This is a genomic window from Sphingobacterium lumbrici, from assembly GCF_006476045.1.
GTDB classification, from domain to species: Bacteria; Bacteroidota; Bacteroidia; order Sphingobacteriales; family Sphingobacteriaceae; genus Sphingobacterium; species Sphingobacterium lumbrici.
The window spans coordinates 415,031-428,067 of sequence record NZ_SRZY01000023.1; the positions used below are offsets into that span (position 1 = coordinate 415,031).

General features: G+C 39.8%; 10 protein-coding genes. 2 read left to right on the forward strand and 8 right to left on the reverse strand.

Annotation, left to right across the window (positions count from 1 at the left end; translation table 11 throughout):
• Positions 1 to 43 precede the first annotated feature (43 nt).
• The 5 genes from E4F24_RS07195 to E4F24_RS07215 all read right to left on the reverse strand — a co-directional run bounded on the left by E4F24_RS07195 (position 44) and on the right by E4F24_RS07215 (position 7,048).
• Complete coding sequence (locus E4F24_RS07195; protein ID WP_140938008.1) at positions 44 to 1,597, reverse strand: Rne/Rng family ribonuclease; 1,554 nt, start codon at positions 1,595 to 1,597, stop codon at positions 44 to 46.
• A 323-nt stretch (positions 1,598 to 1,920) separates the two neighbouring features.
• A complete protein-coding gene (locus E4F24_RS07200; RefSeq protein WP_140938009.1) occupies positions 1,921 to 2,757 on the reverse strand; it encodes a tetratricopeptide repeat protein in 837 nt (278 codons plus the stop codon).
• Positions 2,758 to 2,772: 15 nt separating this feature from the next.
• Positions 2,773 to 3,066, reverse strand: a complete 294-nt coding sequence (locus E4F24_RS07205; protein WP_136901777.1) for an HU family DNA-binding protein — start codon at positions 3,064 to 3,066, stop codon at positions 2,773 to 2,775.
• Between the two features lie 462 nt (positions 3,067 to 3,528).
• The gene (locus tag E4F24_RS07210) at positions 3,529 to 3,909 is read right to left on the reverse strand and encodes a hypothetical protein (RefSeq protein ID WP_235891169.1); all 381 of its coding nucleotides are present in this window, start codon (positions 3,907 to 3,909) and stop codon (positions 3,529 to 3,531) included.
• Position 3,910: 1 nt separating this feature from the next.
• Positions 3,911 to 7,048 (reverse strand): S41 family peptidase, encoded by a 3,138-nt coding sequence (locus E4F24_RS07215; protein WP_140938010.1) that lies wholly within the window; start codon positions 7,046 to 7,048, stop codon positions 3,911 to 3,913.
• 296 nt (positions 7,049 to 7,344) lie between these two features.
• Here E4F24_RS07215 and E4F24_RS07220 point away from each other — a divergent pair, with 296 nt between their 5' ends.
• Entirely contained in the window at positions 7,345 to 8,523 is a 1,179-nt protein-coding gene (locus tag E4F24_RS07220; RefSeq protein ID WP_140938011.1) for an MFS transporter, read from the forward strand.
• Between the two features lie 87 nt (positions 8,524 to 8,610).
• Here the strand turns inward: E4F24_RS07220 and sufD are convergent, their stop codons facing one another.
• From sufD to sufB, 3 genes are all read right to left on the reverse strand, one after another.
• Complete coding sequence (gene sufD / locus E4F24_RS07225) at positions 8,611 to 9,918, reverse strand: Fe-S cluster assembly protein SufD (protein ID WP_140938012.1); 1,308 nt, start codon at positions 9,916 to 9,918, stop codon at positions 8,611 to 8,613.
• 51 nt (positions 9,919 to 9,969) lie between these two features.
• The gene (sufC, locus tag E4F24_RS07230) at positions 9,970 to 10,728 is read right to left on the reverse strand and encodes a Fe-S cluster assembly ATPase SufC (protein ID WP_140938013.1); all 759 of its coding nucleotides are present in this window, start codon (positions 10,726 to 10,728) and stop codon (positions 9,970 to 9,972) included.
• A 70-nt stretch (positions 10,729 to 10,798) separates the two neighbouring features.
• On the reverse strand, positions 10,799 to 12,250 hold the full coding sequence (gene sufB, locus E4F24_RS07235; RefSeq protein ID WP_140938014.1) for a Fe-S cluster assembly protein SufB: 1,452 nt from the start codon (positions 12,248 to 12,250) through the stop codon (positions 10,799 to 10,801).
• Between the two features lie 315 nt (positions 12,251 to 12,565).
• Between sufB and E4F24_RS07240 the strand changes: the two genes are divergently transcribed.
• Entirely contained in the window at positions 12,566 to 13,036 is a 471-nt protein-coding gene (locus E4F24_RS07240; RefSeq protein ID WP_140938015.1) for an Lrp/AsnC family transcriptional regulator, read from the forward strand.
• Position 13,037: the final 1 nt, after the last annotated feature.

Sequence of the window (13,037 nt, forward strand, 5' to 3'; positions counted from 1 at the left end):
AAAAAGGGAATTCAAATTTGAATTCCCTTTTTTAATTTCTTTATTATAACTTAATTTCCTCTTCTTTCGAATTGAAGAAATGAAATTCTGTTAGATAATACGACTGTATGGATTTTACCTTTATCCATTTGCCGTATTTAAAAAACCACTTGATTCTTCTCGAGATAAAACCGGACTTAATGTAGGCGTCGATATAAGGATGTACACATAATGTAATCCCTTTTTCGTTTTGCTCTTCAAGAATAAAACTCAAATTATTTTCTATATCATCAAGCAATACGATGCTTGATCTTATTTCTCCTGTACCATCACAAGCCGGACATTTTTCACTTGTCACGATGCTCATTTCGGGTCGTACGCGCTGACGCGTAATCTGTACGAGACCAAATTTACTTGGAGGAAGAATGGTATGACGGGCTCTATCCTCATTCATACATTCTCTCAGGAAGGTATACAACTCTTTCCGGTTTGCTGCCTTGTGCATGTCGATAAAGTCGATAACGACTATACCTCCCATATCACGTAGTCGCAATTGTCTTGCGATCTCTTTTGCAGCCTCCTTGTTTACTAAAAGTGCATTATCTTCCTGGTTTTCTTTATTCGCAATGCGGTTACCACTATTTACATCGATGACATGCAGGGCTTCGGTATGTTCAATAACCAAATATGCACCACCTTGTAAATTAACCGTCTTGCCGAAAGACGCCTTAATCTGCTTTTCAACACCAAAATGATCAAAAATAGGCTCTTTATGTTTATAAAGTTTGACTATCTTCTCCAGTTCTGGCGAAATTTCCTGTATGTATGATTTCGTTTCCTCGTAAATAACAGGGTCGTTAACATATATATGTGTAAACTCATCCGTTAAAAGATCGCGTACAATGGTAGAAGCTCTATCCATTTCACCCAATATTTTTTGAGGCGGTTCTACAGTTTTAAGGCGTTTGGTAAACAGTTCCCATTTAGAAATCAAATCCAGAAGATCCTTTTGAAGTTCATCAACTCCTTTACCTTCTGACACTGTGCGTATGATAACTCCGAAATTTGCAGGTTTAATACTTTCTACAATTTTCTTCAATCTACTCCGCTCAGCGCTGCCTTTGATTTTTTTTGAAATAGAAACCGAACTTGAAAACGGAACCAATACTACAAAACGTCCTGCAATGGACAGGTCCGAGCTTAAGCGTGGGCCTTTTGTAGATATAGGTTCTTTGGCTATCTGTACCGGTAAAATCATATTTCGGGACAAAATATCCGAAATCTTTCCTGCCTTATCGATATCCTTTTCAAGCTTCAAACTATTGAGCAGTTTCTCTTGATAACTGCCATTCTTTACTATTCGAGTCAGTTTAAGCAACGATTGTACTTGAGGACCTAAATCCAAATAGTGCAAAAATGCATCTTTTTCGTAACCTACATCTACGAATGCTGCATTCAGACCGGGCATAATCTTTTTGATGCGTCCGAGATAAATATCTCCAACAGCAAAATTACTCCCAGCTTGCTCACGATTAAGTTCAACAAGTTGCTTGTCCTGTAGTAAAGCAATAGTCACTCCTTTTTCAGGAGTTGAATCGATAATTAATTCCTTTACCAACAGCTACTAAATTATGGGAAATAGTACCTCGCGCACTATTGTAATCCCTTATGAAACATAAAACTCGCTTAATGAAAAAACAAATATAGTCCAATGAAAAATACAATCTATGCTAAAACAAGCTGTTTTGTCATAGATTGTACCTTGTCTTGAAGTAATAAATACCTCATTTGACTATTAGCAACAAGAAGTTATTTTTTCTTGTGTCTATTTTTTCTTAAACGTTTTTTACGTTTGTGAGTAGCCATTTTGTGTCTTTTTCTTTTTTTTCCGCTTGGCATAGCTTTAATGTTTTTAAAAATGATGTAAATAAAATCTGTTAATTACTTACTCAATGCTTCGATCTGACGATCGATGTATTGAGAGAGAGTTGGATCAGCAGCCATTTCCTTACTTTTTTGAAAAGCAGTAATCGCCTCTGTCCTCAACCCAATTTTTTCATATCCTGTCGCTAAGTAGAAATACGACTCTGCATCGGGCTTCATTTCTACAACGGTCTTGAAGCGCTCGATCGCCTTGTCATACTGTTGTGATTGTAGTGAAAACAATCCCAACGTTCTGTTCGCTTCGATATTTTTCGGTTCCGTTTTTACTACTTCTTGTAGCAATGCAATACCTGCCATAGGATTATTAGACCCTGTTACCAAGGCTGCTCCAAGGCCGGTTTTTGCAGATAAATTGCTTGCGTCTAATTCCAACGCTTCTTCATACGATTGAATGGCGAGCTGATTTAAAGCTGATGCCATTGTTGTATCCTGCAAATTGGTATACGCCGCACGGTACGCATCCCCAGCTTTCAACCAATAGTCGAATTTGGGTGTAATCTTAGCCATTTCGGTGTAGATAAACCCCTGAGGCGCATCTTTTGCTACGTCATCCCATTTATTGGCCAACTCTTGCAATAATGCAACTTTCACTTCTCCCTCTGCTCCTTCTACTTTAGCTTCTATCTCAGCGATATCCTGCACGAGTGAAGTATTGATACTTTGTTTCGCAATATCCGAAACATTTTTCAAATTATACCTAGATTCGGTAGAATTCGAAGAGGCCGCAGCTGTTTCTTTCTCCCCATCAACCAAACCTTTAATAGGACGTGCCAATAGAACGCCCATTAAGACGACTATAAACACAATGACAACTATTTGTTTGGTATTAAGCATGGGACGAATTTACTCTTATTTTTTGGCTTTATTTCCAGTTTTTACTTTTTCAACAAAAACTTTTGCCGGCTTAAAACTTGGAACGAAATGTTCAGGGATGATAATCGCTGTGTTTTTGGAAATATTACGTGCCGTTTTTTCAGCTCTCTTTTTTACTACAAAACTTCCAAAACCTCTAACATAAACATTTTCTCCTCCAATCATTGCATTTTTAACAACTTTGAAAAACGCCTCTACTGTCTCTTGAACGTCTACCTTCTCTAAACCTGTCTTGGTAGAGATTTCTGCAATAATTTCTGCTTTAGTCATATCTATTATACTGTAATTATTTATTTCTCGCTCATCCCATCATTTGGGGTTGCAAAAGTATCTTTTTTAAATGAGCTTTAAAAATATTTTCTTGTATTTTTGATACTGAAAATTTTCATTTTCAAACATTTAACGTTTTAACTGATGCGCCGATCCCTCAAAAATGTCTGCAAAGTTACTATTATTTTACTGACTATCAAATATTTATTACTATTTCACTTTAAAAATAGCAGCAATGTGACGTAAGCCGCGCTCTTCAGGCAAAGTAGAAATTACCAGGCGATTCAAGAGCGGACTTGTTGTGAACGGGAAGGGAAAGCTGGAAATCAACACATTGCTGTTCAATAAATAACGATGACACTGCAAATTTGGCTTCAATACAAATGAAAATTCAAAGGGAGGTTTAAGCCGACAGAAAATGTAAGCCCATCGATCTTCTTAAAATTAGATTTCTGGTTGATATTAACGCCATATCCAACACCGATATCGACCAACGATGCCAAACTTATACCCACCTTGGGTGTCACGGTATAGGGGGGTGATCTCTCCTTTAACAAAGGGCCAAACGCCGCGATCACTAAGATAATAGGTTAGCCCAAGTTCTGGCACTATAGTGGTACGATCCATCATCCAGGTAAAATTAGCTCCTCCGTCTATCTTGATATACTGGTATTCATTGGGCGCAAAAAGCCCCCAGCCTGAGAGCTTTAAAACGTTACCCCGTTGATATTGATAGCCAATCGATGGGCCCCATATCCACGAATTACCCCCAACACGTTCCTGGCCCTTCAGCGACACAGCATAGCACAATAAAACACAGCAAAATACTACGATCTTCTTCATATTACTTCAGTTCTTCTAATATCTCTTTCACGGCTCTTTCCAATTGCGGATCGCGATCGGTCAACCGATCGGCGACTGTATTCTTTACATAGATATCCGGAGCCACCCCTGTTTGCTCTAGATCTTGCCCATCTAGGGTATAACAACCCCACGCCGGCACTCTGTACATCGATCCGTCGACCAATCCCTTTGCAGAGGTGAATATGATCCAGCGATACGTCTCGGTGCCGATGACCTTGCCTAATTTTAATGCTTTAAATCCGGCTGCTGTCATCTCGGCATCGCTCAGCGACTGCTCGTTAATCAACAGGACAATGGGCTTGGATGCGGGTGCAAAATTACTTTGTGGCGCTCTTTTACCATTTCTATACTGCCATTGCAGGTAAGGCCGTTGTGATAAGAATCGCAGCACCTCATCGTGTACATTGCCTCCGGTATTGTAACGTAAATCCAGGATAATAGCTTCCTTGTTATTTTCCTGCTCGGCCATATCCAACAAAAACTGGTTCAACTGATCGCCACTCATATTCTTCATATGTGAATAGGCAATGCGATTGTTGCCCCAGGAATCGACTTTGCTCCTATTCGATTTGATCCACTCATCGTACAACTGATCTTTTTGTGCGGTGGAGGATTGCGGACGGATGTTAACGATCACCTCTTTCCCCTGACGCGAAAAAGTCAGCGTCATCTCTTCCCTTAACGAGGGCTGTGCAAAATAATAGTCTCTATCCTGCGTAGCAGAAACCTTCTTACCGTTTACAGCGACCAAAATATCACCTGCTTGGATGTCGACATCTTTACGGGAGGCCGGGCTGCGTTGGATAATCTGAGCGACTTGAAGCGGGTTCCCGGAATCAAACGACACGCCGATTTCATTGGAAACCGTCGTAAAATCTTTGCGTTCTTCGGGACCGGCAGAATTGAAACCGAGATGTGAGGCATTCAGTTCTCCCAACATATCGTTGAGCAGAATACGCAGGTCGCTTCTGTTATTTACCTGAGGGAGATATGTTTCATATCTTTTTTTGACGGATGCCCAATCTACACCATGAAAATTGTCGTCATAAAAATTCTCTTCGATACCTGCCCAGGTTTCATAAAACATCTGTTTGAATTCACTTTGCAGATCCCGTTGAAATTTTTGCGCGATCTCTACTTTGTCTAATTTATTCGCCTCTATCGTATATTTATGGATTGCCCCTCGGCTCAATGCGTAGTATTTCCCGCCTACTTCAAGAAGATTGGATACCCCGCCATCAGCTACTTTCTCGGTCTTATTGGGGGTAAAGGGTTCCATGACGGTACGATAAAGTGCTGCACGCCCTTCGCCATGATTAGAAGAATAAAAGACATATGTCTTGTCCCCTTTTTTGTGGATCGTAGGGTTCCCCTGCGTCCCGAACGCTGGGCTTACCAAGGATATACGATCCAGCAGTCCCTGCGTATTGATCGTTACCACCGATGAGGAGGCAGTACTCTTTTTCGCATCTGTGGTATCTTTCGTCGGTTTTTCTGTTTCTTTAAAGAGTTCGTCAAACTTGCTGATACGATAGTCTTCATCGAAGTTATCCAGTGCCATCCGGTATATGCTCGAATTCTGCATACCTGTTGGGTACGATGGTTTCGTTCGGTTACTGGCAAAGTAAATATACTTTCCATCAGGCGACCAGGTCGGTGATGTTTCTGAAACACCGGTATTGGTTAAATTGATCGTACTGTTGCTGGTAAGGTGATGCACAAAGATATCCTGTTCAAAGTTGCGATAGGCTGTAAACAGGATATAAGCACCATCTGGGGAGAACGAGGGGGAGGAATTCTGGAATGCCCAAATCTCATCTTTCACGATAGTGCTACTCTTAAAAGAGTTGAGATCCAATAGGCGCACTTCATCCCTACCGCTTAGATAAACGGCTTGATTGCGGCTGTTGTTCATTTCAAGATCTCTATTGTTGCGCAGATCCTGCGTGAGCTGCTTGGGTTGTCCTTTTCCATCTGCACTGATCGTGAACCAATTGAGATATCCCTGATATGTCTGATTATATAATAAGGTCTTATTATCCTTTAGCCACTTGACCTCCATAACGCGCTCGCCCTGACCGGGCATTTGCCGTACGAATTTTCCATCGATATCACTTACAAACAGTTCTCCTCTGGACACAAAGGCCATTTTCTTTCCGTCAGGAGAAACATCAAGATTGCTGATATTTTCTTTTACGTCAAACTCCTGCTGCTTATCCAAGACCAGGTTGCGATTGAGTACAATCTTGGGCTGTGTCGTCTTTTTTGATAACACATCATATATAAAGAGTTGATAATCCTTTTCGAAGACCACGCGCTCGCCATTGGCTGCCACAAAAGGCCTCTTTATGGAGGTTGAAAATGTAGTCAGCGCCGTTTTCTGACTTCCTACAAACGTATAGAGATTAAACTCATCATTTTCTTCATCGGAGGCAAAATAGATGCTGCCTTTACGATCTACACTGGCCCAAAAATCCTTACCCTCATAATCGGTATACTGCTTGAACGTATTATCCTTCGGATTGTAGGAAAGTATATCTGGATTGAAAGCTCCTTTATAACGTTTACGGTTAGCGGCACTGTAACTTTCCCACGAGTCGTTAAATAAGAGCTCTCCTGCCGGGGTCTCTACAACATTGTGAATGGTATTAAAGTAATGGGGAAATAATCGCTCGGCTGTACCTCCGCTCCGTGCGACTTTGTAACTACCAAATCTATTGTAGCGTGATGACGTGAAGTAGATTGACTTGCTATCCCAACTCCAGCTATCGACCTCATCTCCGGCGTCATGATAGGTGAGCTGCTTAATATCACCTCCTTCGAGTGGCATAACATAGACATCCATATTACCGCTTTGATTGGATGAGAATACGAGCCACTTTCCATCTGGAGATATCCGCGGCGCTATTTCATTACCTGTCATGGCCGTGAGCCGGAATGCTGTACCCCCTTCTACGGGCACACGCCATAGATCGCCATCATAGCTAAAAACGATGGTATTGCCATCGGGACTTAGTGTGGGGTGTGATAAAAAAGATAATGGAGACGGAGATTGCGCTTGTGTGAAAAACGTGCAGCCAATGGACATCCCCAACGCGCAGAGGAAAACTTTTATCATGATTACTGTGAGGTTACTGTATATTGTTTATTTCGTATAATACAAATTTAAAATACCTGCTGACTTTTTTATCATTATTAGTTATATTTCTCTGAAAAAGTAAACTACGTCGTCTGCAACGAGGAACAAGCCCCATGCACATCGAAGATAACCCCGTAGGGTTCTGCGAAGCAAAATCTAAAAACATGAATACGTAAAATGACATGACCCAGAATTAACGGTAAGGAAATAATCTGACCGTAAATGCGCTATTTTAATTTTAGGTTGCTTAGTTTTGCATTTGAAATTTCATCCCCATGCCTAGTTTAAAATACTACGATCAACCTGATCTTTTACAACATAAAAATAGAATCCGCATTGCTGTTTCACTTTTTTATTTTTGCCAAGGAATCGCATTTGCCTCTTGGGCGAGCCGTATCCCGATCATTAAATCAAATCTACAGCTATCTGAAGGGGAACTCGGAACTATCCTATTAATGCTTCCGATCGGTCAACTGGTCACGATGCCTCTGTCGGGGAAATTGGTTTCTAAATACGGTAGCCATCACCTCCTGCCTATTACTGCCATCATTTACAGTTGCATATTATGCCTGATCGGACTAGCGACCAATGCATGGCAATTAGGCGGTATACTGTTTCTGTTCGGCGTATTTGGTAATATGTGCAATATTTCAGTCAACACACAGGGGGTATTGGCAGAGGATATATTTAAAAAAACCATTATGGCATCCTTCCATGGGGTATGGAGTATTGCCGGATTTACAGGCGCTCTGGTTGGCTTATTGACATTAAATCTAGGTCTCTCCACCCTCCAGCATTTTTTGATCATCCTAGGGTTAGTGACGCTAAGCACATTGATTAACAAAACATTTTTGGTTCCTCCAAAACAAAGCACAACGGAAAAGAAATCGGGCTCATTCAAACCCGACCGTACCCTTATTTCATTGGGGGTAATCGGGTTTTGTAGCATGGCGACTGAAGGTGCCATGTTTGACTGGAGTGGTGTTTACTTTCACGATATCGTAGAAGCTCCTGAAAACCTCGTCATAGTAGGCTACGCTTCGTTTATGGTTATGATGGCATCGGGTAGATTTGTAGGCGACTTTGTGATCAATCGGATCGGACGCCAGCGAACACTTCAGATTAGTGGGATTCTAATGTTTTTAGGAATGATTATGTCGGTAGTATGGCCTAACTTCATCGTATGTACAGCGGCTTTTATGCTTGTTGGCCTGGGCGTTGCATGTAATATTCCTACCGTTTATTCGATCACCGGAAAACACAAAACTATTCCATCCGGTGTAGCCCTCGCCATGGTATCGAGTATTAGTTACCTCGGCTTTCTGATGGGGCCACCATTAATTGGATATATCGCCGAACTCTTTAGCTTAAGATATTCCTATGGTATCTTTGCCTGCTTTGGTCTTTTATTATTTATTATAACCAGTAGGCTTAGGGTATTCAAAGAGAATTAACAAAAGCTAATTTTCGGATGGATCTATAAAAACAGAAAAAGCGTTTAAGTTTTTCCTTAAACGCTTTTTTGCTAAAACTATATTAAATTAATTTCTTTCCAATCCTTTTGCAACAAGATCTTCGACGTATTCACGTACTGCTTCATTAGAAAAACGGGAAGTGACATCAAATGCAAAGGCATGAACCAATAAAATTCGTGCGGATTCTTCACCAATACCACGAGCTCTTAAGTAAAACAACGCTTCATCGTCAAACTGTCCCATTGTACAACCGTGTGAACATTTAACGTCATCTGCGAAGATCTCCAGCTGTGGTTTGGTATAGACTGTTGATTTATCGCCAATCAACATGTTGTTGTTTTGCTGAAATGCGTTTGTCTTTTGGGCATCTTCGCGCACAAAAATCTTACCGTTAAAAACAGCTGTTGAAGAGTCCTGAGGAATGTTTTTGTACCATTCATATGACTCGCAATGCGGTTTCAGATGATCCACGATCGTGTGATTGTCTGCAAACTGACTATCTGCCAATAAATTGATACCATATAAATGTGATTCTACATTTTCGGCATCAAGTCGTACATTGATATTATTACGTACAAACGAAACGCCGGGAAAAGTACAGTTATAATTATTATATAAACTGTATTGCTGCTGATGTACTTCGGTATGATTGATATAGCTCCCGGTATCAGCGGCTAACTGTAGATAATAATGTTGCACTTTTGCATTTTCCTCCAATATGATTTCGGTCACCTTATTATGGAGATTTTTTGCGGTATTGTCCAATGTTATGAAAGATTCGATAATCTCGACTTCTGCATTGGCCTCTACTACAAATAAATTACGCGTTTGGGAAAAGAACTCCGCACCTCCAGTCGCAACGTGTACAATCTGAATGGGTTTAGACACCACTTTATTCTTTCCGACGGACAGATAAATCCCCGATGTATATAAAGCTGTATTCAGCGCCACTAACACATTATCGGTTTTATCCGCATATTGTGCAAAATGGTTTTTAAATCCGTCTTCGTGAGCGGCATCTTCAATTGATTTTACCGTAACGCCTATTTCGTCTTCCAAAGAAGAGAATGCCATCACATATTGACCATTGATCAACACGATACGGTGTGCATCCAGATTAGGAATGTCGGCTTTACTGAAATCAATATCGGCGATATCTACATCTTCGTTCAATAAGTAAGTCTTATTGACAAGATTTTGAATGTTTGTATATTTCCAATCTTCATTCTTTACAGTTGGGAAACCTTCTTTCTCAAAACGATCAAATGCTTCTTGACGTATTGTTTTAAGCGTTGTAGGTTCGTTTGATACCTCCAATTCTTGAAATGTCGATGTCAACTGTTGGAATAAAGAGTTTGCTACTAATGTACTCATGTTTTTTATTATCAATCCGCTCATTACCTTAATTAATTATCGTAAAACCGATTAGGCATTTTGCGCATCTAATTCTTTTAACCAGTCGTAACCTTTTTCTTCTAACTCTAATGCCAATTCTTTCGTACCCGTTTTTACGATACGCCCATCGTATAATACATGTACAAAATCAGGAACGATATAATCCAATAGACGCTGGTAGTGTGTGATAACTACAAAAGCATTGTCTTTAGAGCGCAATTGGTTTACGCCTTTTGCGACAATACGTAAAGCATCAATATCCAATCCGGAATCGGTTTCATCCAAAATTGATAGTTTCGGATTCAACATCGCCAATTGAAATATTTCATTACGCTTTTTCTCTCCTCCTGAAAAACCTTCATTCAAAGAGCGATTAGCTAAATTTGCCGAGAATTCGACTAGTTTTTGCCTCTCTTTTACCATTTGTAAGAATTCTTTCGCTTCCATTGGAGGAAGCCCCTTGTATTCACGAATATCATTTACTGCTGTTCTCAGGAAGTTTATGTTCGAGACCCCCGGAATTTCCACAGGATATTGGAATGCTAAAAACAACCCCTCCCGGGCACGATCTTCTGTGGAAAGATCCAACAAATCTACCCCATCCAATAAAGCTGTACCGGCTGTTACTTCATACGAGTCACGACCTGCTAAAACATTGCCCAATGTACTTTTCCCAGCGCCGTTAGGCCCCATTATAGCGTGAACTTCTCCAGCTTTAACTTCTAAATTTAGTCCTTTTAATATCTGCTTGTCTTCAACAGACGCATGTAAATTCTTAATTGATAACATTTTTTTAATATTGAGTATTGAGATATGAGATATAAGATCTACACCCTCAATGTTTCATTCATTTTTTAAACTAACCTACAGAACCTTCTAATGAAATTGCTAATAGTTTTTGTGCTTCTACCGCAAATTCCATTGGCAATTGATTTAATACCTCTTTGGCATAACCATTTACGATTAATCCCACCGCTTTTTCTGAATCAATACCACGTTGATTCAAATAGAAAACCTGATCTTCCCCTATTTTGGAAGTTGTCGCTTCATGCTCCAATTTCGCTGATTTATTTTTACTTTCTATATACGGAAATGTATGTGCTCCACAACGATCTCCTATCAATAAAGAGTCACATTGGGTAAAATTACGCGCATTATCGGCGTTGGGGCCAATCTTTACTAACCCGCGGTAACTATTATGACTATTTCCTGCAGAGATTCCCTTAGAAATAATTTTGGATTTCGTGTTTTTACCTAAGTGAATCATCTTCGTACCCGTATCTGCCAATTGCTTATTACGCGTCATTGCTACAGAATAAAATTCACCAACCGAATTGTCCCCTTTCAAAATGACTCCCGGATATTTCCAGGTAATCGCCGAACCTGTTTCAACCTGAGTCCAGGAAATCTTGGAATTGTCTCCTTTACATATACCACGTTTGGTAACGAAGTTATAAATTCCACCCACTCCGTTTTTATCGCCTGGATACCAGTTTTGAACTGTTGAATATTTAATTTCGGCATCTCGCTGTGCAATCAATTCTACTACCGCAGCATGCAGTTGATTCTCGTCGCGCATTGGCGCGGTACAGCCTTCAAGATAGGACACATACGAACCTTCATCTGCAATAATTAATGTCCGTTCAAATTGACCTGTATTCTGTGCATTGATACGGAAATAGGTAGATAACTCCATTGGACAATGAACACCTTTAGGGATATATACGAATGAACCATCGGAAAATACGGCAGAATTTAATGCTGCGTATACATTATCTGTTTGTGGAACTACTGTACCTAAATGCGCGCGCACTAAATCGGGGTGTTCTTGTACGGCTTCGCCAAATGAGCAAAAGATTACACCCTTTTCTTTTAATTTTTCACGAAAAGTAGTCTTTACTGAAACCGAATCAAATACAGCATCTACTGCAACAACGCCTGCTAATATTTTCTGCTCGTCCAAAGGAATGCCTAATTTAGCAAATGTGGAAAGCAATTCGGGATCGACTTCATCTAAACTTTCTAACTGTTTTTTAGGCTTTGGAGCCGCATAATAAGATAGATCTTGAAAGTCAACTTCTGGATTATCAAAATTTTGCCATGCAGGCATTTTCATTGTTAAAAAATGACGAAAGGCTTTCAATCTCCATTCCAATAACCATTCGGGTTCATTTTTCTTTGCAGAAATCAAGCGAACAGTATCTTCATTCAATCCTCTTGGTGCAATATCCATTTCAATATCGGTGGTAAAACCGTATTTATATTCCTCTTGCTCCAGCTCTTTCAGTAATTCGTCGTCTTTGGTACTCATAACTCTTTCCCTTTTTATCTGATTTAGGCGATAACCTAACTCTATTTCGGACAACAAAGTTACGACTTATCCCTCAATAAAACAGTATCCTTTAACGGCTTGGGGATGATTTTTGATGAAATTTGTGATAAAAGTCATTTCTTCTAACGATAGACGCATTTCCACCTAATTTATTATGACATAAAAATGATGTAAAATAAATTAAATCTATTTAAAATAAATAAAAAAATAGTTTTTAATGATATGATCTTTCAGCTTGTGAATACAAAGCATTTTATCTAAGTTTACATACCTTTGATAATATTACCGGACAATATGACATATCAACTCGATAAATTAGATTTAAAGATTTTACGGTTGCTGCAGGAAAATGGACGCATCACCAACCTTCAATTGGCCACGAATATTGGCCTTTCGCCAGCCCCTACCCTGGAGCGTGTGCGCAAATTGGAAAATGGCGGTTTTATAAAAAGCTACCACGCTTTTGTTGATGAAGAGATGTTGGGTCTGGGTATTAAATCTTTTATTCAGATCTCTCTGGACTTTCATACGCACAATGCTATCCCCGAATTTGTTGAAGCTGTAAAATCTATCCCTGAAGTAACGGAATGTCACCATGTAACGGGTAATTGTGATTTTATCCTAAAAGTATATGTTAAAGACATCAAAGCGTACGAGACTGTTATCATGGAAAAAATTTCGAAAATACCTTTCGTAAAAACCTTTCAGACCATGATGATTATGTCTACATCCAAGAAAGAACCCATTATCCCACTAGAATATTAGC